Below are 18,782 nucleotides of genomic sequence, written 5' to 3' on the forward strand. Positions count from 1 at the left end.
ATCTCTCGTGCACAACGCGCGCGCGTGGTGCGACCCCCGCGCTACGTCCTCACGAGGCCCCAGAGTGAAGCCCTACTTCCAGACCGACACCATCACCCTGTTCCACGCCGACTGCCGCGACGCCCTGCCCGGACTCCAGTCCGGATCCGTGGACGTGCTGCTCACCGACCCGCCCTACGGGATGGCCTACGAGGCAAAGGGGAGGAGCGGCGCGGCCATCCGCGCCGACGGCTCACGTCAGGGCATGCGCGTCTTCCGCCAGGCACTCACTGCGGCTGGACCCGCGCTGAAGCCGGACCTGCACGCGTTCGTCTTCTGCCACTGGGAGAGCTGGCCCGACTTCTTCGACGCCGCCTCAGCGCACCTGAAGATCAAGGGCGCGTTGATGTGGTGGAAGGCGCGGGGCGGCATGGGCGACTGCGCCGCCAGCTTCGCGCCGGACTACGAGGTCGTGCTGCACGGCACCGGACCGTCGCGGCGTGCCCTGTTCGGGAAGCGGCACGGGGCGGTCCTCTCTGGCTACCCGCCGGTGCCCGCGAAGGCTCGCACGCACCCCACGGAGAAGCCGGTCAACCTGCTGGCCTACCTGCTCGAGCGCGCGTGCCCCAAGGGCGGCCTCGTCCTGGACCCGTTCGCCGGCAGCGGCGCGACACTACTGGCCGCGCAGCAGCTCGGGCTGCGTGCCGTGGGCGTGGAACTCGAGGAGCGCTACTGCGAGGCCGCCGCCCGCCGACTGGAGGCCGGGACCGCCTTGGCGCACGCGGCGTGACGCACCAGGTGTGGCGGGACGTGCCTCCTGCCGACGTGGCAGGCTGGGGACGTGACGAAGGAGGAGCTGCTCCAGCAAGTTGAGAAGCTCGGGCACGAGTTCGAGGCGCGGGGCATGACCGCGCACGTCCGCTCGCTGCGCCTCTACTGGCTCGCGCTCAAGCACGACCTGGTGGAGCCGGACCTGAGCCTCCAGGTCCACGCCACCGCGGACTGGGTGGTGGACTGGTTCAAGTTGCTCCGCCTCCCGCCGCACGAGCACGCCCTCACCGTCCGACGGCACGGCGAAGGCTGCGGACGCTGCCTCCCGGGATACGGGACGAGCCGGACCCTCACCGTGTTCCCGGACGGCTACCGCATGACGTGCGACGCATGCCGCAGTGAGTGGTTGGTGCTGGAGCCCCGGAAGCGGTGAGCCCCCGTCACGGATAGGCCGCGAGCTGCTCCACCAGGTCCAGCGCCTGGCGCGCGCCGAGCACCTGCATGGTCAGGTGCTCGGCCGCGCGGTACTCCATTCGCGCCCGGGCCAGCCGCATCCGCGCCCGTGGACTGCCGTCCGATTCCCACTGCGCTCGCTGCAACTCCTTCTCAGCCTCCCCCAGGCGCTGCGCCAGCGCCTCCCGCTCCGCTATCGTCATGGCGGGGGCAGAGAGCAGGAGACGTGCCGCCCGCGAGGAGACTGCGTGCGCCCGAACCGACATCACCTGGCCGCACGTCACCGTCCGTGCCCGCGTACTCACGTCCGTGCGAGCGCACCGTGCTGCGGACGCGCGGAGGCGGTTGCGTGCGACTGCCGCCAAGCCTGGGCATGTGACGACCACGGCGAAACGCCCCCGCCTCACCTGGATGACTGAGGTGCTCCTACCAGTCCTCCGGTGGCGGCTCACGCACGTCCACGGGCGCCTCGCGGTTGGCCTCCCGGAGCGCGTCATCCACCAGGTGGGCCACGCGCTCCGCGTTGGCCGGGAGCTGCCCGCCGGACTCCATCGCCTCTGCGTGCAGGCTCGCTGCGGCCGCGGTCAGGTACTGCCGTACGACGGGCATCCGGGACAGGGGCATGGCCACCTCCGCCGCGGAAGGTGGCCATGCGCACGCGGGGCCGCAACGACAAGGGCCGCGCCTACGACTCCGGCCGCACCCAGCGCCAAGCGGCGTACTGCGAGACGTAGATCCACCGGGTGAGGGACATGCCGGGCCCGTGGCGCTGGCGCTTGAGATGCCCGCGCACCTGGCGCGCCACCGCGTCGCGCTCGGCAGGGCCTGCCCCAGGTAGGGACTCCAGCGGGGGCGCCACGGCGCCGTCCAGGTAGACGTTGCGCACCGGCAGGCCCGCGCGGGCGTCACGCTGGCGGCCCTCCCCGATGCGAAGGGGCGTGCCCTCCGCCTCCGCCAGCAGCCCGAAGACGACCGCGTAGCGCGCGGCCTCCCGCGCCCAAGCGGCATGCCCGAACGCGTGGCCCTCGTCGATGAGGGGAGAGCGCTCCTGGTGGGTGCCCTCGTCCAGGTCCTCTCCCGTCCATCGAGGCCGCCAGGGCGCGAAGGCGGCAGCCCCGTTGCCCAGCAGTCCCAGCAGGTACGAGGTGCCGTCCAGCGAGTACCCGGCCAACGCGAACGTGTCGCCGAAGAGCCGGTCCCCCTCGTCCGGGTGCCGTGCCTCGAGCAGCCAGGGCTGGCGCAGCAGCGCCGGGGGCGCGTCGGGGAGGGAGTGCAGGTCCGTCAATGAGGCATGGCGGGCCGCCGCGCCACGCAGCTGGTGCACGGCGAGCTGGCGCCGTCCCAGCAGTCCCAGCATCGCGACGTCGATGAGGATGGGCGCGTCCTCCACCATCCTCCGGCTCCAGGTGCTGGCCGCCAGCTCGGCGGCGACCGACTGGAGGTCATCCGCGGGGCGAGAGGGCACCCTGTCCAGGTGGGGTGCCACCTTGGCGAGGAGGTCCGAAATCATCGTCAGTCGCATGTCCACTCCAAATCCATGTGCAGCGAGGTGTCCTCAGCTAACGGGGCTTTGGCCGCGCGGTGCTTGCGGTAGGCCTCGCCCAGCACGCCCAATTCCGGGTCCGCGCGGACCGTCTCGTCCAGCCAGTAGCGGCTGGTGGAGTGCGCACGCAGGTGCCCGTGCAGCCAGCCAGCCACCAGCGGCAGCTGCTCCTCGACGGTGGCGCGCGGCAGCTTGCCCGCGCGCTCCAGCAAGCGGCCCAGGAAGTCGTGGACGGCCCGGGCGCGTACCACCCGCGCGTATGCCAGCTGCTTGTCGCTGGCGGCCTGGAGGGGTGGCACGTCCAGTCCCTCCAGCGTGAGCGCCACGAGGGGTACGGAGACGCGGACGCTGCCGGCCTCCAGCGCGTCCGCCAGTGCCTCGCCGCGCCGCGACGCCTCCGCGGCTCGCGCGGCCCGGGCCTCGGTGATGCCCAGGCGGGCCTCCAGGGCCTGGAGTGTGGCACCCACCGTGCGCGGCTCCTCCTCGTCTACGCCGAGGACGGTGGCGCGGAGGGCCCCGTCCACCTCCGTCACCTCGACGTAGGCGTTCCGGGCCCGCCGAGCGCTCGCGACGCTGCGCACGCGGTACAGGCCGGGCGCCGCCACCTGCACCGTGGCCGTGCCGTTGCCCTGGCGGTTGAGGTCCGCCTCCTCCCGCAGCCACCGCACGTGCCACTCAGCGCCCGCGGGCTGGAGCTCGGCGACGCCGCCCCGGCGCTGGTGGACGGACACCTCCACCTTCAGTGCCCGCTCGCCGTCGTCCTCCTGCTCCACCTCGTGCGTCAGCCTCATCCGCATGGGGCACTCCTCCGTCCGCAGTAGGTGCTGAGGGGGCGGGCGGGGGCAATCCCCCGTCCGGGGGAGACGTTAGCCGTGGACGCGGCGGCCGCAGGCCCAGGGACTCCACGGCCACGCTGACGCCCCAGCGGATGGCACCCGCGGAGGTGGCTTCGTGCATGGGGTTGGGCTGAGGGTGGGCCACCAGGTGCGCAAGGAGGAGGCCTACGTCCTCGGCCTCCTCCTTGCCCAGTGGGACGGGCAGCTTCGCCACGACGCTGCCCTTGGGCGCGCGGCGCTGCGCCGGGGGCGTCAGCGATTTGTCGTGGTGACGTGCCACTACTTCTTCTCGTCCGGCGACGAGGGGCGCGGCCTGACGCGAAAGTGGACGCTCTCCGCCTCCTCAATCTCGGCGTCGTTCTCGCGTCGCTCGGTGCAATAGACGGTCGGGTCGCGCCGCCACGAGAGGATGTTTCCGACGCCTCCACTCACATCCAGCCATTCCCCCATATTCTTCTCACTCAGTGCGTCCAAGGCCCATTGGCGTTCCAAATCGGTGGGCAGCGCCGCGATTCGCAGCATCTGAGGCGTTGCGTACCGGTGAGGGTCACGTGAGGCGTCCACGCCCTTTCCATCGTCCAGGAGAGTCACCGGCTCGCACATCCACTCGTCGTTGGCGAGGGGATGGGTGTGAGGCCCCGGCACGCGGGCCCACGCCTGCTGGCCCGGCGCAGGTGCCACGCGTGCGTGGATAGCCCTCACTGTCTCCGGGTGGACACGCCCAGTCCGCGGCAACCACCCCTCTGGCACCCACCACAGTGGTTGACCCTTTGGATCCCACTCCCTACCGTCCAACTCGCTTCTCACGCGCATACGTCCTCCCCTCACAGCATGACCACGTGGCCCCAGCGCGTGGGGCCGCGTCCGTCAGGCCGCCAGCGGCTTGTGTCCGCGGCGCCATGGTCAGCGGTACGGGTTGTAGCCCTCACCACCCTCGTTGAAGAGGCGGTCGTACCGACGAGCCTTGGAGTAGTCCCCGCGCGAGGAGCGGGCAGGAGCGGGCTTGGGCTCCACGTAGACGGGCACGGCCGCCAGCTCGGCCATGAGTGCGTCCACCTGCTCCACGGTGGGGCTGTAGGACAGGCCACGGACGCTACGGCGGGGGCCGAAGCGCACCTCAAGGCCGTGGCTGCCGCGCCCCACGGAAACTTCGAGGTCGGCACGGCCCAAGGCCGCGACGCGGGACTCCACGTACTGCTGGCTGTTGGTCGAGTCGAGGACGATGGCGGTCATGCGTGTCTCCTGGGCGGCTCCATGCCACGAACAATGGAATAGATATTCCCTATTCCCCGTGCCGTCAAGGGAATAGGGAGTCCTTATCTCGGTCCCGCTACAGCGGCAGCAGGTCCGCCTGCAGCGCGACGCCCGCGGTGACGTGGGTGCCCGTCAGGCCCGGCACCGACGTGCCTCCGGCGGGCACGTGCGTCAGCGTCAGGCCCGCCGTCACCCGCTGCACCGTGACGGAGGCGCCCAGGGACAGGCCCAGCCAGGTGCCGCTGGCGTCCCCGGTGCGGCGGCGCAGCACGGGCCCGGCCTCCAGCGTCCCCAGCACCAGCTGCGTGGGCGTGTGCACCTGCCACCAGTGCGCGGCCACGCCCGCGTCCGCGCGCAGCGACGTCCAGGAGGCGCCGGATGCGGAGTCGAGGGACGCGCCCGCCGCGAGGTAGCCGCCCACCGTCAGCGGCAGCGCGCCGCGCTCGCCCAGCCGGTGGAGGCGCGCGGCCGCGCTCACGCCCAGGCGTCCACCGGGACGCAGCAGCAGCCCGCCGGCCGCGTCCTGTCCGTCCGCCGCGACGCTGGGCGCCAGGTGCGCGAGGACGTGGAGGGCGCCGCGCTCGCTCCAGCGGCTGTACCCGACGCCCAGGGCCAGGGGGCGCGGGTTGCCCCCGGGTGCGGCCGGGTTGAGGACGCCCTGCGCGGTGGCGGTGGCGGTGAGCGAGCTCCACACCGGGAAGGCGGCACCGCCGGCGGATGCTTCCTCCTGGGCGAGGGCGGTGGTGGACAGGACGAGGGACAGCAGGATGGCGGAGTGGTTCAACACGGGGACCTCGGGGAGCGGGCGCGCGGGTAGAGCCCTGCCGTCCGGCGCCCGGGCCGGCAGGTGGTGAAAGGGGTGAGGTGGTGGGGCGGCTACCGGCCGTCGCGGCTGAAGAGCAGCCAGCGCAGGCGCCAAACCGAGTGGAGCGCGATGTTGTAGAGCCCGCTCAGGTGCTCCCGGACGTACAGTTCGGCATCCGGTACGAAGCGGCTCGCGTGTTCCTCCAGCGCCTGCCGGAGGTAGACGGCGAGGTCGAGCGCCTCCTGGTAGGCGTCCACCGGCGCATCGCGGCCGTTGCCCGCCTGGAGGGGCACGCCGTACCGCTTGCGTCCCTGCGCATCCCGCGCCCTCGCGTCGGCACGCACGAGCGCCATGAGGTCCCGCGTGGACCACGGGAATGGAGCCTTCAACGTGCTGAGGGGCGCCTCGTCGCGCTCCAAGTCCTGCACCACGAGGTCCCAGACGGCGGGCTTGTCGTTGGCCGCCGGGGGCGGCTGGGGCTGGAAGTGATCACCCACGGGGCACCTCCTCCCCGGGCAGCGGGAGGTCGCGGAGCAAGCCCTCCAACTCGCGGTAGCCATTGGTTTCGGCGAGGTCGGCGATGTCTCCAGACGCTTGCGCCTCACGGGCCGCCCGCTCGCGCATGTCCGTCGCCCCGAGGCGCGCGGCGTCCAGGACCGCCCTCGCCATCGCCGACCCGGCCAGGTCCTGTAGGCCGGCCACGCCCTGCCACACGTCCACGAGGTTGTTGTGTACGAGGGCGACGCGCTGGTGGGCGGGCTCCGGCAGGTCGTGCCGGTCCAGCACGTCCGCGAGCGCCGCCTTGCAGGCCTGGGCCATGAGCACGACGTCCTGGTAGCCGAGGGCGTCCGGCGGCTTGCGCATCCCCAGCGCGCCCTGGACGCGGGCTGCCTGCCGGTTGGTGAGCAGCTTCACCGCCTCGTGCCCTTCGTCACCGTCTGGCACCGGCAACTCCGGGTAGACGGCGCGGAGGACGGCCACGGCCGCGCCCTGCTCAGGCGTGGTGACGCGGAGCGCACTCCACACGCGCACCACGGCACGGCGGACGCTCTCCGGCACGTAGGGGCTGCCGCACGCGTCACACCGGGCCCGGCACCACTCGCACTGGCCCTCGCCCGCGCAGGTGCAGCGGCCGGAGGGGTGCAGCATCGCGTCCACCTCGGAGGCCACGAGACGCCCGGTGGGTGTCAGCTCGTGGCCCAGCTTCGCGAGGCTGGAGTCGATGCGCTCGGGCAGGCTGGGGCGGCCCTCCTGCGCGCGCCGGAGGACGCGAGCCACGTTCGCCGAAACCCAGCCCTCGGGCTTGATGACCTTGCCGTCGGCGCGGCGGAGCACCTTTCCGTCCGGCCCGCGCTTCCGGAGGTTCGCCGGGTGAATCTCCTCGTCGATGGCGGCGAACACCGGCAGGCCGAACTGTACCGCGCGCCCGCTCACCACGTACTGCAGGTCGGCGAGCTCGTGGAGCATCTGGACCAGGTCCGGTCCGGGGCCGTCTGTGTCTTCTTCGATGACGACGTCGGCCACGTCCAGCACCAGGGCGTCCAGCAGCACGCGCACCCCGGCTCCGCGGAGGAACTCGAACGCTTCCTCGAGGATGAGCTTCCCAGCGAGCACGCGCTCCTCGACGGTGCCGACGTCCGGACCGTGGCGCACCGGGAGTCCCATCGCCTCGTGGAACTCCGTCACCCGGGACACGTAGGGGTCGGCCTCCGGCAGTTGCTCCAGCACCGGCGGCACCGCAGGGCGGACGTCGAGCGCGGAGAGCATCCGGTGCGGCTGCGCAGGCGCGCCCTCCTGGCGCTCTGGCGCGGGCGTCGTCTCGGCGGGCGGGGTGGCGCTCACGCGTGGCGTCTTGCATCCACGCCGACTTCCATCGCACTGCGATAGACGACGGCCACACGCGCAGAAGGGCTCCAGCCACGTGACGTCTTCGGGCGTCGTCTCGGCGTCCGCAGCCATCTCCGCGTCCGCCTTCGTTGACTGCTCCGCACTGTAGGCCGCCTGGGCCTCGCACAGGACACACGGATTCGTCGGGCCCGGATGGCGCTGTTCGCACTTCGGGCACAGCACAAGCGTCGTCTCGGCGGGCGGGGCGGAGAGGGCGGCGAGCACGGACTCCAGCGCGTCCTTCGTGCCCGCCATGTAGAGGTTGGTCCTGCCCAGCCGCTCGGCTCCAGCCTCCTGCTCCTTCAACCCACGCTTCACCATCTCGCGCACCGCCTCCACCTGCGCGCGGAGGGCGTCGCGCTCGGACACCAGCTCTTCAATCCGCTGGAGCTGATCACGGCCGTGGTCCTCCAACTCCTCCACCCTCGCTTGGAGGGTAGACACCTCGCGCGTCAGCTCCACCTCCCGGCCTTCGGACGCAGCACACCGCGCTTCCAGGCGGAGGATGCGGCCCGTGAGCGACAGTTCGGACCTCGGATTGCCCGGTGTGTCGTGCGTCGAGACCTTGGCGTTCGTAAGCGCTCGGTGCGCGTCCTTCAGTGCCTGCTCCAGCCCCGGCGCCTTCGCCCCTTCCAGCGCGGCGGTCAGCATCAGCGACAGCGACATCTGCCAGTCGGGCGCCCGTATGTCCTTCGTCCCGTTAATCGCCAGGGTCAGCTTGCGATAAGCCAGCCTGACATCCTCGGTCGTGTACGTCGGCATGCCCGAAGACGGCTCAGCCGACGGCAGGGCGGACGTCAGCGGCGCGAGCCAGGCCCATGCCTGCGCCAGCGCGGCCCGGACCTGAGCCTCATCGGCGGGAAACTCGCCTAGGGCGATGCGACGGACCTCCTCCAGCTCCTTCGGCATGCCGCTGACGTCCGCTGTCTTCATCGGGTGGTCGCCTCCGCCAGCGCCTTCGAGGCGGCGCGCCCGCGCGCCAGATGGACGTCCTCGACGCTGTTGGGGGCGGCGTTGTCCGCCCACGCAGCCGGAAGGCGGTTCGTCTTCTTCAGCATGCGGAGCTTCTGGTAGTGCGCGGCGCAGTAGCCCTTCGTCCGGCTGGGCTTGCCGCAGCCCTTGATGGCACACACGCGCGCGCCGCCGGCCTTGACCACCTTCGCCTTGCCGAACTTCGTCGCCCTGGCCGCGCTCGCAGGGGCCACCTTCGTCGGAAGCGGGGGCGTCACCACTCCGCCCAGCTTCGCCACGGTGTCACGCAGCATCCGCGCGACGTCCTCCAGCCGGTCCGCCAGCTCCAGCAGGCCGCCACTGCTCTTCGTCTTCGTCACGTCCGTCTCGTTTCGTTGTTGGGGTTGAGCGCGCCACCGTGGCGGCGCGCGGAGAAGAGGCGGGCAGCGCGTGTCGTGCTGCCCGCGGTGCGACTCAACGGTGCTGCGCTACGGGATGGGCAGCGGCACCGCTTCCTTCGCGAGGATGGCAATCGCGACGGCCACCGCCAGGGCGACGTCACCCGCGGTGATGTTGGGGGCCTTCAGTTGAGCTGCACGCGAGGAGTACGTCTCGGTCAGGGCTCGCGCCTGAGAGGTGCCCTCGGTGTTCCGAATAATGAAGAGCTTCACGAGCTCCGCGCCCTTGTTCGGACCGCCCGGCGGCGGACGGCACCACTGCTCTTCCCTCGCGCGGTAGTGGGCCAGCGCATCGCGCGCCCCCTTCACGTCGTCCGCCGACATCTCCGGTAGTGGGTCGAGCACCAGGCTCTGGATGAAGCCCGCGGCCAGCTTGGCCATGGCGCACTCCACGTCCGCCTCGGTGAGGGACTGGCCGGGCTTCAGTCCGACGCGTTGTCCGAAGGCCCGAACCAGGTTGTTCAGCACGCTCCGGGCGTTGTTGTAGGTGATGCGGGCGGTGAGTTGCGGCAGCCCGGGAATCTCGGTGGTGGGAGTGAGGGGCGGGTACGGGCTGGCGAACGCGGGCAGCGACCAGCACAGCAGGGCGACGAGCAGCGACTTCAGCGTCTTCTTCATGGGGTACCTGTCGAATTGATGGGGCGCGCGCCGAGGGACTCACCGGCGTGCAAGGAAGGGGCGCGGGCGGCCCGCACTGCACCGCCCGGAGGATTCAGGGAAGAGCAGGCGCTACGGCAGGCCGAGTGTCAGGACGTCGGACATCTCACTGGCCACCGCCCAGAAGACGGCGAAGGCGACGGCGGCGGACTGGGCCGCCGTCCACGCTTCGTTCGGTTTGATGGAGGCAATCGTCTGGCGCTCTTTCTCCGGCAGCGGCCCACGATGCCCGCGCGGAGCTTCCTTCTGCGGAACGGGCTTGCTGTGTTCCGGCTGGTACCCACGGTTCGGGTTATTGGCGGGCCCAAGGGGAAGGCCTGGGAGGACCTTCGCGGCCTCCAACAACACCGCCTTCCCGTTCGTTGGGTCTCCGCCCTTGCCATCATCGTCGCCGCACGCGCGGCGCGCCTGGAATTGCACCCAGGCAATCAGGCTTGGGGGGACGCTCTCCTTGGACGCCTGCTTCAGGAGGTAGCCCAGCTGGACTTGATAGGCCATGCACTCCAGCGTCATCGACGGCACCTGATTGGGTGCTCTCCAGCCGAACTTCGCACCAACCTTCGTCAGGGCCAGCTGCGTCATGGCTCGGCAATTGTCGATGAAGACTCTCGCGTGCTGGGGGAGGAACTTCGCGACTTCGGCGACGTGCGCGGCCGAACCGAAGTCCGCGGGCAGCGGCGCAGGGGCGGCGTAGACAAGGGTGGACAGCAACAACGAAAGCAACACCACGAGCTTCAACATGACATTCATGGAATGCCTCAACTGAGTGGAGGGTGGATGAGAGAGGGACACGCCGGGAGAACTCACCGGCGTGCGCAGAGAGGCAGCGGGCCGCAGTCACTGCGCGGCCCGCGACGTCAGGCGCTGCGGTGTTGGGCTACTGCGCGGTGAAGGCCAGCCGGCCGCGGACGATGACCTGCACGGGCTTCGCGGCGCGCATGTCCTCCGCCTGGCCGCTGAGGAGGTTGCGGTCCCACCGCACGAGCGTGGCCGGGTAGCCCATGCCGAGCAGTCCCGCCTTTTCATGCCGGGCGATGGCTGACTCGCGGGTGTACCGGACGAAGGCGTCCTCCGCCGTCATCCGCTCATAGGCGGGGACGGAGTCCATCAGCGCGGCGATTTGCACGTTGGGCGGGGTGCTGTTGGGCCCGAACTCGTCACCGCCGAACGCGAACCGCAGACTCTCCTTCCGAAGGCTGTCGAAGCGCAGCGCGTCCGCAGCCTCCGAGGGCTGGTAGTGCGAGTTGATGTCGCCACGCAGCGCCAGGTGCGGCGGGTTCTGGATGATGGCGTACCCGAGCAGCGCGACACGGAAGCGCAGCGAGCTGTTGGCCATGTCCGCGTGTTCGAGGGTGACGCAGCGACGCGGCAGTCGCTGCCCCGTCCCATACAGGCGCTCCACCTTCTCGGCCGCCGTCACCACCTGTTCCACCGACGCGGCGCCGAAGGTGTGGATCATCGTGCAGGTGGTGTACTCCTGGGTGTCGTAGCCAGCCGACAAGATGGCCCATTCCAGGTCGAAGTTGCTCAGGTTGGGGCCGCCGTACCACGTGGGCGTGGACACGGACGGGCACTGGAGGTCAGGCGTGATGTACGGCTGCTTGCTCCAGCCACGGCAGGACTTGATGGCGCCCGATGCGAAGTACTTCTGGAGGAGCACGCCGCTTCGGCTGCGCAGGCTGTTCGGGCAGACGTCGCCCGGCGCCAGCGGGAGGCACGCCACCGTCAGGTCCACCGGGTGGTTGACGAGGGCGCGCACCGCAGCGGCCTTCTGCGGCCCACCCGCGAAGAAGATGTCCGTCACCGAGGTGACGCCCTGGGAGAGCGCCACGTCCAGGCCGGCCTGGTACACCGCCGCGAGCTGCGCGTCGGAGAGGTCGCTGACGAGCGCCGCGAAGAAGGGCACCTGGGCCAGCTCCTGCGCCCAGCCGTCGAGCTCCATCAAGCCCGTGTACGGGTTGTAGACGCGGCCGTAGAAGCCGCTCCACGGGTCCACCACGCCGATGCCGTTGGGGTCCGTCGACGGGTTGAGGATGCCGGCCGCGGCGAACGCCAGCCGGTTGCCCCACAAGCCGTGGCCCTCGGTGGCGTCGAAGCCCACCGCCACCTTGTTCGGCGACGCGGCGGACAGCTCCTGGAGGAGGTTGTGGCCCTTCGAGGTGGCGTAGAACTTCCCGCCGAAGAGGATGACGCTGCGGCGCCGGGAGGCCTCGCCGTTGCAGCCCCGGAGCGCACCCACCACCTCGTCGAACGTCGGGTCGAAGTTGGGGTAGGGCGTGCCGTCCGGCGCGAAGGCGAGGACGGGGCAAAGGTCGCCGAAGGGACGGCCGTGCGCTGCATCCGGGAACGAGTCGAAGGGCGGCACCTTGTGCTCGTGCGCGTCCACGATGCCGGCCGTGTATGTGGCACCGTGGCCGTCCTCCACGACGGTGCGCGGCCCGACGAAGGACTGCCAGGTGCTGCCACGGCCCACCCAGAGGATGTCCTCGCCGCGCCAGGCGATGGCGGTGGCCCAGCGGCCCAACGCGTCCCCGTCCTGGCCGGTGTAGATGTTGGCGTTGTGGATGACGTGGTCCGCGTAGCCGCGCGGGATGCCGCTGGCGGACTCCGGCGGTGTGTCGCTGCCGGCGAGCGCCGGGGGTGCCGTGAGGCACACGAGTGCCGCGGCGAGGAAACGCCTTAAAGACATACAGACTCCATGGGGATTGGGGGTACGGCTGGACGGAGTGCCGGTGCCGGAGTCGAACCGGGAGCGCTGAGACATCCAGTTGGGGCCCACGCCCCGTCATCGGCAGGTGCTGCAGGTGCTGCAGGTGCTGCGGCGGACGGAAGGTCCCGGCGGGAGCGGGAGTGGGACCGCCCCCGCCGGGCAGCGCTCAACATCAGCGCCGTGAGAGGCCCCGCGCGGCCCTATGCCGCGCGGGGTGAGGTGGAGCGCTCCGTCCAGCCAGGTGAGGCGCTGGCCACTCCACCGACAAGGCCCGGTGGCCCAATGCCACCGGGTTGCAACCCCGCGCGTTGAGAGATCGACCCGGGCCGTGTGAGGCGGCTTCGGAACGCGCGGTGCTGCGAAACGTCAGTCGTGGCTGAACTTCCCGAAGCACACCGGACCGCCGTGCTCCGGGCAGACGCGCGCGCCACCACACGCGCAGTCCCGGAAGGTCGCCTTCGCGCAGCACTCCACCTGCGGCGCAAGCTGTCGCGTCGCCAGCGGAGCGCTTTCCGCGCCCTCGCTTCGGAGCGCCCGCAACTCCGCGAAGTACTCGGCGCGGTTGGCTCGGTGCCGGAGGGTTTCCGTGGAGGGCTTGCGCGTGCGGCAGCGACGCACCGTCAGCCACCCGACCCCGGCTCGGGCGCGGGCTGCGGCTTGCCGGGCAGGCCCAGGCGCTTCCCCGCCGCCTTCAGTGCCTCCGCTGCGCTCGCCCTCAACGGTCCGTCAGGCAGCCTCCGCGCGCGAGCACCGAGCGCTTTCAGTTCGGACTCCGTCGCCGCCTGCTCCGCCTCCGCGACGATAGCGGTGGACTCGTCCTCGGGCCCGCCGACCTGCCGCGCCGTGCGCGCCGAAGCAGGGGCTGAGACCCGGCGCTGGCCGTGATGCTCCACCACCTCGGCCCGAGGGGCCTGCGCCATACTGGCCTGAGCGACCTCGGCCGCCTCCGTCGATGCGGACTTCGAGGGCAGGGCGCGCTCACGCGACTGCGGCGCGGTATCGTCGTCCTCCTCCTCCGGCATCTCCTCTCGGACGTACAGTCCGCCGAAGGCTTCGGGGTACGCCGTGCGCAGCGCCGCGACGCGAGCGCACTTGCGCACCATCGTCCCCGGCATCTTCCCCCAGAGGGGCGTCTGCTGGACGACGCCGGCGAAGTCCACCCAGACGACGACGGCCACCTTCCCGCGGCGCTGCACCCGTGCCCAGGCACCCACGAGCGCCCCCTTACGCTGGGCGGGATTGACCCGGTGCTCGACGGTGCCGGAGCCGTAGTCGATGCTGATGGGGTCCTCCCCGTACACCTCCGCAGCCTGGATGCCCTCGTAGTCCGGGAAGCGCTCCGCGCGGGCGAGCATGCCGGCCTCGGACGGCTGGAACTCGTGCTTCGTCACCCAGTTGGGCCGCTCGCGGTTGCCGATATTGAGGCGCCGCGCCACACAGAAGGCCTCCTTGAGGAGCGGGTCCAGCCCGCTGCGCTTGCACTGCTCCATGAAGAGCAGGAACTCGTCTTCACTGATGCCCCGGGGGCAGATGGTCCGCTTCACCAGGTCCACTCGGTCCTGGCTCCAGCCCCTGTCCGACACCGGCGCGCTCTCGTCAGCCATCGTCCACTCCTACTCGTAGCGCTCGCCTGCGGCCTGCTCGGCCTGGCGCAGCAGTTCCCTCAACTCGGCCTCCACCTCGTCTTCCGGGGTGAGGCAGTCCCACTCCATGTCCCGACAGCGGTGCCGTCCCTCGTGTCCGTACTCCCGCTCGCACAGCACCCAGCATCTGTCCGGGTGCTCTGCGTAGGCGGGGCAAGGGGCGCGGCGTGCTTCCGGCAATGCAACCTCTCAGGTTGAATGCCAGCTTCTTACCTCTTGAGTCTGACGCGCCTATGCGGCGGCCCGGAGCACTTCCGCGCCCGCGCGCCGGTGCAGCGCGAGCCACAGCTGCCGCTCCACTTCCGCGCGGAGCAGCGCCTCCGCCTCCGCGATGCGGCCGAGCGACAGGCCCGCGTCCACCTGCCGCCGCTGGAGGCGGAGCCACCGCTCGAAGACGGGCAGGGTGCCGTCCGGCGTGCACGCGTCCATGGCGTCCTGAGCCGCGCGCAGCTTCTCCTGCACCTGAGCCTGCAGCGCTTCCATCTCGCGCACCTGCCGCTGGAGGTCCGCCACGTCACAGGTGTCGCTCGTCCACCCCTCGCGGGCGAGGACGACGAGCGCCTCGGCCAGCTGGTGCAGGGGCTTCACTTCGCGCCGCCCTTCAGCCGGGCCAGGTCGTCCGCCATGCGGAGCGTCACGCCCTCGATGGTGGTGTCCAGCTCCTTCCACGCCCGCAACACCTCCCGCTCAACCTCCTGCTCGTCGAAGTAGGCGCGCAGCACCTCGCGCGGCGTCTTCGTCTTCTTCTCAGGCATGGCACTCCTCCTTCTGGGGCACCGCGTGCCCCGGGTTGCACAGCTGCTGCGCCTTGGCGCGCTTCACGGCGGCCCGCTCGCGGAAGTCGGCCGCGTCACGCTCGAGGTAGATGGCGCCCTCCGCGGAGCACCAGGCCGCCCCGGCCTGCTTCTCCTTGCGCGCCGCGCGTGCCTCCAGCTCCGCCACCTCTTCCAGCAACGCCGCCGCGTCCGTCTGCGGGCGCACCTCTCCCGTCGCCATGTCGTTGGCCATTTCGTCCTCGTGGTGGATGGGGTGGGCGGGCGCCGTGGTGGCGCCCGCCCGGGGGTACTACCGGCGCACTTCCAGCACGTCTGTGTGCCGGTGCAGTTCGCCCTTGGTGTCCGTGAAGGTGACGAGCGGCTTGCCCTGCTGCCGCGTCGCCTTCACCTCGCGGATCTGCCGGTCATCCACTGCCGGCCCGTCGTCCTTCCGCCGGAACCACTGGCCCTCCCGGGCCTTCGCCGCATCCGTTGCTCGCATCGTCTGCCCCCACTCGCTCATGTCCGTGTTGCGGTGCTGCTCCTGCAGGCGTCTCCGGTGGCGACCACCGAACTCCCGCTCCGCGACCATTCCCCCGAGGGGCAACGTCCGTCCGCCTCAACGAGACGCAACATAGCGACTTGGTAATACCCAGTCAATCGATTGAATACGTCGCTTGACGTGGCAATACTTTGGCGGGCTGGGCTTGACCCTGTGATACCGCGCACTAAGCGGGTAAGGAGCGACCGTGGGAGCAATGGCGGAGACTCACCAGAAGAGGCGCAACGTGATTCCGACGAAACCTGCGACGAAGAAGCCGGAGCGGACCGGCGCAAAGAAGAGGGTCATCACATTCAAGCCTGATGACGACATCTCCGAGTACGTCGATGGAGTGGTGGCCACCGGGATGCGCCAAACGGATGTCATCGAGAAGAGCCTTCGGATCGTTCGCGACTTGGCCACCTCCTTGGGCATTGAGGACTGGGCCGAAGTGGAGAAGCGCGCGCGTGTGCAGGGCGTCACCGAGGGGCTCATCGTGGCGGAGCTCGTCCGGCCTCTCCTGGCAAGCGTCAGAACGGAAGAGCCTTCCGCGAAGCCCCGGAAGTAGCTCGGAGAGTCAGGAAAGCGCCGTAGATTGAGGTTGCAGGAGTCCTCTCCAGGCGGACGAGCAGGAGTGCGCGATGGGCAGCGGTGTGAATAGCCGGAGCGGTGGTACGTCTCAGCGGGCGCGCGGAGGCGGTGGTGGGAGTCCGGGAGAGCCGCGCGCCAACGAGGGCCGGCAGACCGGCCGTGTGGGGCAGTACCACCTGAGCCGGTGCGTGGATCGCCGGACGGCGCAGGGTGACATTTACTTGGCGCGCGACGTGCGGACGGGGCAGCCCGCGCTTGTCGTGCGGCCCGAGCTCGAGGAGTCGATGCTCCTCGAGACAACGCCCGAGGAGGTACTGGAGCAGTTCCCCAGTGCTTCACTGGAAGTCACCTGGACGTCCTCCGATGCTCCCCCGTTCCGTGCCCTTCAGGTGCGCCTGCCGCGTGCGGCAGCTCCGGCCAAAGTGCACGAGGAACTGGCCGCTGTGGGTGATGACCTCCCGAAAATCTTGGACCGCGCGATGAAGGCGCCGGAGCTGCGCGAGCATCTGCTGGCGCCGCCGCTGACGCGCCGGCAGCGGTGGCGCGGCCTTGTTCGGCGCCAGGCGAACCGAGGGAAGGAACTCGTCGCCCAGCGCTGGAAGGATGCCGCGCTCGGCATCCTCGTTGCCGCGTTCCTCGGCAACCTCATTTGGCCGCAGCGCCAGCAAGTGCCGCTCGCTGAGCTTCCGCGAACGGTTGTTGCGGAGCGCCACGAGCCTGAGTCAGTCGTCCTGACGACCGGCGTTGGGCAGGCTGCGGTGGAAGAGATCGAAGCTCCTGTGCTCCTCGTCAGCGAGGTGTCGCCCTTCATCGCTCGCGACATGCCGTCCCGGCCCTTCAAGGTGCAGCGTCGGCCGCCGTGCCGCGGGAGCCAGAAAGAGATCAACGGGGGGTGCTGGGTGAAGGCGGATGTCGAAGACGCTCCGCCCTGTCCTGATGACCTCTACGAATACAAGGGCGGCTGCTATGCGCCGGTGAAGTCGGAGCCGGACGACGGCGCTTCGCGCTCGATTTCGAAGTAGCCGGCTTGCTTTTCAGTCGTACCCGCAGTAACGATTGATGCAGTCGTTTCGAAGTACCCACTGACTTGGTGGCAGTGGGCATCCCAAAGCTTCGCCACAGAATTCGCCGGTTGGACGTGATGGTCTGGTCGGCGATAGGGCCCTGCAACCACGTCGTGGTGCTGCAGGTGTGTCCGCGGGTTCCCGCTGGTGACCACCAAGCACCAGCGGGGCCTGTTTTGGGGTCGCCGTGGGTCATTCGCAGATCAGACAGCCTCTGCCGCTTCATCGTGTCGCCGCATCGTACGCGGGCAGGACGGACGTCTCTGCGTGCGGACGGACGTTGCGTGCGGGTTGGGCGGATGTGCGGCCGAAGCGCGTTGGCGCGCAGGTTGCTCTAGCGCACGTCAGGCCTGGAGGTGGCCTACCCGTGCGGTCGTTGGCATGTATCAAACCTGATAGATTGTTCAGTCGTGACGGGGGACACCATGGTCAACTGTGACGACAGCGGAAGTGCCGGCAGCTCAAGGGAGGATTCCTCCCAGCAGATGGCCGCAGTCCCCGCGAGCGGCTTTTGGACAGCGGATGATGTGGCGGCCTACCTGAAGGTGTCTTCCGCCTGGGTGTGGAAGCAGGTGCGCTCCAACACGGGATTCCCGTTCGTGAAGCTGGGAACGCGCAACTACCGCTTCGACCCCGTCAAGGTACGTGCGTGGGTGGACCGGCAGTCGTCGGAGGGACAGCCGTGACGAGCACGTACTTCCGCCCGAACAGCGCCGGACAGGCGCTCATTGAGGCAGGCAAGCGGCTCCGTCGCGAGGCACCAACCTACGGGACGTGGTGGCTGCGCTACCGCGACGAGAGCGGGCGGATGGTGCGCGAGCGGAGCACCGCGCGCATGCAGGCGGAGGCCGAGCGCCTCGTCCACGAGAAGGCCATCTTCGCGGAGCGGGTGAAGGCGGGCGTCGAGAAGCGCATGGTGACGCCCATCCCGTGCGATGAGCTCCTGCGGCGCTACGAAGCGGCAAACCAGCACCAGTCCAGCCTCGGGCCCATGCGGAGCCAGATCCGCTTGTGGATCGCTCCTCACTTCGGAAAGAAGCTCGTCAACCGCGTCACGCCGGCGGATTGCGAGGCGCTCCTCCAGAAGTCCCGTGACGCGGGCCAAGCCCCGGCGACCACCCGGATGCTCCACATCCGCTCGCGGCTCGTCTTCGAGTACGCGCGTCGGAAACTGGGGCTCATCGCGGAGAACCCCTGGAACGCGGTGGACCGCCCAACTCTGGAACGGCGTGCCGTGACGGTGCTGCAGCCGGAGCAGATTGCGACGTTGCTCGGTGCGGCCGGGCCGTGGCGCATCCTCCTGGTCGTGGCCCTGCTGACGGGCCTCCGCCGCGGTGAGCTGGCCGCGCTGAAGTGGTCGGACATCGACTGGGACGCCGGGGAGCACGGCGTCATCCACGTCCGGCGCAGCTGGTCCCGGAGCACGACGAAGGGCTCGAAGGAGCGGCTCGTGCCCATCCACCCGCAGCTCCGCCCAGAGCTGGACGCCTACAGGCACCGCGTCGGGGGAGGGGATGGGCTCGTCTTCCCGGCACCGCGGAAAGGCGGCATGCGCCACACGAGCTGGCACGTGACGAAGCTTCTGCGCTCCATCGCCAGCCGGGCTGGCGTGACGCTGCCGGCGGGCTTCACCTTCCACGGCCTCCGGAAGCAGTTCGGCAGCTTCGTCCACCAGGCCACCGGGGACCTCGTCGCCACCCAGCGCCTGTTGGGGCACGCGTCCCCCCAGGTGACGGCCGCCATCTACTTGGCGGACGACGTGGCGCACCTGGCGCGGCAGGTCGGCCGGTTCCGGGTGGTTTCAGGGATGGCGGACGAGCACACGGCGAGCACACGGACCGACCATGGGGCGGTCCGCGACGGCAGTACCTCTAAAAAGGAGCA

24 protein-coding genes and 1 pseudogene are annotated in these 18,782 nt (G+C 70.3%); 6 read left to right on the forward strand and 19 right to left on the reverse strand.

The genetic code is table 11. The features are described 5' to 3' along the window. Positions 1-64 precede the first annotated feature (64 nt). Positions 65-769, forward strand: a complete 705-nt coding sequence (locus KYK13_RS12660; RefSeq protein ID WP_223644424.1) for a DNA methyltransferase — start codon at positions 65-67, stop codon at positions 767-769. Positions 770-820: 51 nt separating this feature from the next. Further along, a complete protein-coding gene (locus KYK13_RS12665) occupies positions 821-1,183 on the forward strand; it encodes a hypothetical protein (protein WP_223644426.1) in 363 nt (120 codons plus the stop codon). Positions 1,184-1,190: 7 nt separating this feature from the next. Here KYK13_RS12665 and KYK13_RS12670 read toward each other — a convergent pair whose 3' ends face one another. From KYK13_RS12670 to KYK13_RS12765, 19 genes are all read right to left on the reverse strand, one after another. Further along, entirely contained in the window at positions 1,191-1,406 is a 216-nt protein-coding gene (locus KYK13_RS12670; protein WP_223644428.1) for a hypothetical protein, read from the reverse strand. Positions 1,407-1,629: 223 nt separating this feature from the next. Continuing rightward, complete coding sequence (locus KYK13_RS12675; protein ID WP_223644430.1) at positions 1,630-1,827, reverse strand: hypothetical protein; 198 nt, start codon at positions 1,825-1,827, stop codon at positions 1,630-1,632. A gap of 61 nt (positions 1,828-1,888) precedes the next feature. Then, positions 1,889-2,725 (reverse strand): hypothetical protein, encoded by an 837-nt coding sequence (locus KYK13_RS12680; protein WP_223644432.1) that lies wholly within the window; start codon positions 2,723-2,725, stop codon positions 1,889-1,891. Continuing rightward, positions 2,716-3,543 carry a hypothetical protein gene (locus tag KYK13_RS12685; protein WP_223644434.1) on the reverse strand — a complete coding sequence of 276 codons (828 nt, stop codon included), beginning with the start codon at positions 3,541-3,543 and terminating at the stop codon, positions 2,716-2,718. The genes KYK13_RS12680 and KYK13_RS12685 overlap by 10 nt, the downstream gene beginning before the upstream one ends. Before the next feature lie 318 nt (positions 3,544-3,861). Next, on the reverse strand, positions 3,862-4,104 hold the full coding sequence (locus tag KYK13_RS12690) for a hypothetical protein (RefSeq protein ID WP_223644436.1): 243 nt from the start codon (positions 4,102-4,104) through the stop codon (positions 3,862-3,864). Positions 4,105-4,485: 381 nt separating this feature from the next. Further along, positions 4,486-4,815, reverse strand: a complete 330-nt coding sequence (locus KYK13_RS12695) for a hypothetical protein (RefSeq protein WP_223644437.1) — start codon at positions 4,813-4,815, stop codon at positions 4,486-4,488. Between the two features lie 97 nt (positions 4,816-4,912). Then, entirely contained in the window at positions 4,913-5,623 is a 711-nt protein-coding gene (locus KYK13_RS12700; RefSeq protein ID WP_223644439.1) for a hypothetical protein, read from the reverse strand. Between the two features lie 89 nt (positions 5,624-5,712). After that, positions 5,713-6,138 carry a hypothetical protein gene (locus KYK13_RS12705; RefSeq protein WP_223644441.1) on the reverse strand — a complete coding sequence of 142 codons (426 nt, stop codon included), beginning with the start codon at positions 6,136-6,138 and terminating at the stop codon, positions 5,713-5,715. Beyond that, a complete protein-coding gene (locus tag KYK13_RS39060) occupies positions 6,131-8,461 on the reverse strand; it encodes a hypothetical protein (protein WP_304504107.1) in 2,331 nt (776 codons plus the stop codon). Before KYK13_RS39060 ends, KYK13_RS12705 begins: the two co-directional genes overlap by 8 nt. Beyond that, on the reverse strand, positions 8,458-8,859 hold the full coding sequence (locus KYK13_RS39310) for a cell wall protein (protein ID WP_370645344.1): 402 nt from the start codon (positions 8,857-8,859) through the stop codon (positions 8,458-8,460). The genes KYK13_RS39060 and KYK13_RS39310 overlap by 4 nt, the downstream gene beginning before the upstream one ends. A 108-nt stretch (positions 8,860-8,967) precedes the next feature. Continuing rightward, the gene (locus KYK13_RS12725; RefSeq protein WP_223644443.1) at positions 8,968-9,555 is read right to left on the reverse strand and encodes a hypothetical protein; all 588 of its coding nucleotides are present in this window, start codon (positions 9,553-9,555) and stop codon (positions 8,968-8,970) included. Between the two features lie 111 nt (positions 9,556-9,666). Continuing rightward, the gene (locus KYK13_RS12730) at positions 9,667-10,344 is read right to left on the reverse strand and encodes a hypothetical protein (protein ID WP_223644445.1); all 678 of its coding nucleotides are present in this window, start codon (positions 10,342-10,344) and stop codon (positions 9,667-9,669) included. 127 nt (positions 10,345-10,471) lie between these two features. Continuing rightward, complete coding sequence (locus tag KYK13_RS12735; RefSeq protein WP_223644447.1) at positions 10,472-12,283, reverse strand: amidohydrolase family protein; 1,812 nt, start codon at positions 12,281-12,283, stop codon at positions 10,472-10,474. Between the two features lie 387 nt (positions 12,284-12,670). Then, positions 12,671-12,922 (reverse strand): hypothetical protein, encoded by a 252-nt coding sequence (locus KYK13_RS12740; RefSeq protein ID WP_223644449.1) that lies wholly within the window; start codon positions 12,920-12,922, stop codon positions 12,671-12,673. A 2-nt stretch (positions 12,923-12,924) separates the two neighbouring features. Next, positions 12,925-13,908 (reverse strand): phage recombination protein Bet, encoded by a 984-nt coding sequence (gene bet / locus KYK13_RS12745; RefSeq protein ID WP_223644451.1) that lies wholly within the window; start codon positions 13,906-13,908, stop codon positions 12,925-12,927. A 270-nt stretch (positions 13,909-14,178) separates the two neighbouring features. Beyond that, the gene (locus KYK13_RS12750) at positions 14,179-14,535 is read right to left on the reverse strand and encodes a hypothetical protein (RefSeq protein ID WP_223643989.1); all 357 of its coding nucleotides are present in this window, start codon (positions 14,533-14,535) and stop codon (positions 14,179-14,181) included. Then, positions 14,532-14,702, reverse strand: coding sequence for a hypothetical protein (locus tag KYK13_RS12755; RefSeq protein ID WP_223643990.1), 171 nt, complete (start codon positions 14,700-14,702; stop codon positions 14,532-14,534). Before KYK13_RS12755 ends, KYK13_RS12750 begins: the two co-directional genes overlap by 4 nt. After that, positions 14,695-14,955, reverse strand: a complete 261-nt coding sequence (locus tag KYK13_RS12760; protein ID WP_223644454.1) for a hypothetical protein — start codon at positions 14,953-14,955, stop codon at positions 14,695-14,697. The genes KYK13_RS12755 and KYK13_RS12760 overlap by 8 nt, the downstream gene beginning before the upstream one ends. Positions 14,956-15,012: 57 nt before the next feature. Next, positions 15,013-15,309, reverse strand: a complete 297-nt coding sequence (locus KYK13_RS12765) for a hypothetical protein (protein ID WP_223644456.1) — start codon at positions 15,307-15,309, stop codon at positions 15,013-15,015. Between the two features lie 181 nt (positions 15,310-15,490). Here KYK13_RS12765 and KYK13_RS12770 point away from each other — a divergent pair, with 181 nt between their 5' ends. The 4 genes and pseudogenes from KYK13_RS12770 to KYK13_RS12785 all read left to right on the forward strand — a co-directional run. Continuing rightward, positions 15,491-15,811, forward strand: coding sequence for a hypothetical protein (locus KYK13_RS12770; protein WP_223644458.1), 321 nt, complete (start codon positions 15,491-15,493; stop codon positions 15,809-15,811). Positions 15,812-16,055: 244 nt separating this feature from the next. After that, entirely contained in the window at positions 16,056-16,856 is an 801-nt protein-coding gene (locus KYK13_RS12775) for a hypothetical protein (RefSeq protein WP_223644460.1), read from the forward strand. Between the two features lie 527 nt (positions 16,857-17,383). After that, positions 17,384-17,584 carry an AlpA family transcriptional regulator gene (locus KYK13_RS12780; protein WP_223644462.1) on the forward strand — a complete coding sequence of 67 codons (201 nt, stop codon included), beginning with the start codon at positions 17,384-17,386 and terminating at the stop codon, positions 17,582-17,584. Positions 17,585-18,021: 437 nt separating this feature from the next. After that, positions 18,022-18,645 (forward strand): annotated as a pseudogene (locus KYK13_RS12785) (tyrosine-type recombinase/integrase); the annotation flags it as partial. Between the last annotated feature and the right edge of the window lie 137 nt (positions 18,646-18,782).

The organism is Corallococcus sp. EGB, assembly GCF_019968905.1.
In the GTDB taxonomy this organism is placed as follows: Bacteria; Myxococcota; Myxococcia; order Myxococcales; family Myxococcaceae; genus Corallococcus.

Bases quoted from the DNA above. Each gene is read 5' to 3' on its own strand.
- KYK13_RS12670 (WP_223644428.1), bottom strand. From the start codon at position 1,406: ATGACGATAGCGGAGCGGGAGGCGCTGGCGCAGCGCCTGGGGGAGGCT.
- KYK13_RS12675 (WP_223644430.1), bottom strand. From the start codon at position 1,827: ATGCCCCTGTCCCGGATGCCCGTCGTACGGCAGTACCTGACCGCGGCC.
- KYK13_RS12680 (WP_223644432.1), bottom strand. From the start codon at position 2,725: ATGCGACTGACGATGATTTCGGACCTCCTCGCCAAGGTGGCACCCCAC.
- KYK13_RS12685 (WP_223644434.1), bottom strand. From the start codon at position 3,543: ATGCGGATGAGGCTGACGCACGAGGTGGAGCAGGAGGACGACGGCGAG.
- KYK13_RS12690 (WP_223644436.1), bottom strand. From the start codon at position 4,104: ATGCTGCGAATCGCGGCGCTGCCCACCGATTTGGAACGCCAATGGGCC.
- KYK13_RS12695 (WP_223644437.1), bottom strand. From the start codon at position 4,815: ATGACCGCCATCGTCCTCGACTCGACCAACAGCCAGCAGTACGTGGAG.
- KYK13_RS39060 (WP_304504107.1), bottom strand. From the start codon at position 8,461: ATGAAGACAGCGGACGTCAGCGGCATGCCGAAGGAGCTGGAGGAGGTC.
- KYK13_RS12725 (WP_223644443.1), bottom strand. From the start codon at position 9,555: ATGAAGAAGACGCTGAAGTCGCTGCTCGTCGCCCTGCTGTGCTGGTCG.
- KYK13_RS12730 (WP_223644445.1), bottom strand. From the start codon at position 10,344: ATGAATGTCATGTTGAAGCTCGTGGTGTTGCTTTCGTTGTTGCTGTCC.
- KYK13_RS12735 (WP_223644447.1), bottom strand. From the start codon at position 12,283: ATGTCTTTAAGGCGTTTCCTCGCCGCGGCACTCGTGTGCCTCACGGCA.
- bet (WP_223644451.1), bottom strand. From the start codon at position 13,908: ATGGCTGACGAGAGCGCGCCGGTGTCGGACAGGGGCTGGAGCCAGGAC.
- KYK13_RS12755 (WP_223643990.1), bottom strand. From the start codon at position 14,702: ATGCCTGAGAAGAAGACGAAGACGCCGCGCGAGGTGCTGCGCGCCTAC.
- KYK13_RS12760 (WP_223644454.1), bottom strand. From the start codon at position 14,955: ATGGCCAACGACATGGCGACGGGAGAGGTGCGCCCGCAGACGGACGCG.
- KYK13_RS12780 (WP_223644462.1), top strand. From the start codon at position 17,384: ATGGCCGCAGTCCCCGCGAGCGGCTTTTGGACAGCGGATGATGTGGCG.